The organism is Mesotoga sp. HF07.pep.5.2.highcov (genome assembly GCF_003666285.1).
GTDB classification, from domain to species: Bacteria; Thermotogota; Thermotogae; order Petrotogales; family Kosmotogaceae; genus Mesotoga; species Mesotoga prima.
In genome coordinates, this window is record NZ_JFHJ01000064.1 from 1 (window position 1) to 773 (window position 773).

The window sequence follows — 773 nt, forward strand, 5'->3', positions numbered from 1 at the left end:
CCCGCCCTCGGCACCACAAAACCGGGTTTTAGCCCGGTTTTTTCTTTCGAGGTGCTGCTTGGGAGAAATCCTACTTGGTAAGGTTTTCAAAAGGAACAGTGAAATTAAGATAGGCTTGAGGCGTCTCTTTGAGAGCGCTTCATTTGTTTCCATTAATATAAAGGATCTTCCTTCCTTTTTTTCGGAAAGAGACGAAGACTGCCTCTTCATAGATGCTTCTGTAGAGGAGGTGTATCTAAGTGAGATTGCCGTAGATGAAAGGTTTTTGAATAGTTTCGTCTACCAACCAGAATCCATAGATCTTGAAAGCCGTATAGATAACTATATAAGAGTCATTAAGAAGTTGCCGATTGGACTCTCATCATTAATCGAGAAAATCGTTCCTGACAGAGGACTTAGAAACTTTCTCCTTTTTGTGTTAAAGCAGAGTGAGAATGTCGATCCTTGGGAAGACTTCTTACTCTCGGGGCTTACCAGGAGTGAAAGAAGAGAAAGCGGGAATTCCAGAATTGACATTAAGAAGGCAGTCAGGCTTGTCTTTAGTGAGGGGGGGCTTTTACAGGATTCAATGGAAGGGTATGAATTCAGGCAGGAGCAGTTCATGACCGCTCTCGAAATTGCTGAATCTGTAGAAAAGGTGGCAATCTCATGATTGAGGTTGGAACGGGGACTGGAAAAAGCATAGCATATCTTGCTCCAGTAGCATATGCTTGTGTTTCCAAGATGCATCAAGCGGTGATCTCGACTAGAACGAGAATCCTCCAGGATCAACT

1 protein-coding gene is annotated in these 773 nt (G+C 43.3%); it reads left to right on the forward strand.

Translation table 11 applies throughout. The features are described from left to right. Window positions 1-58 precede the first annotated feature (58 nt). Complete coding sequence (locus BG32_RS01145; protein ID WP_259459419.1) at window positions 59-652, forward strand: hypothetical protein; 594 nt, start codon at window positions 59-61, stop codon at window positions 650-652. Window positions 653-773: the final 121 nt, after the last annotated feature.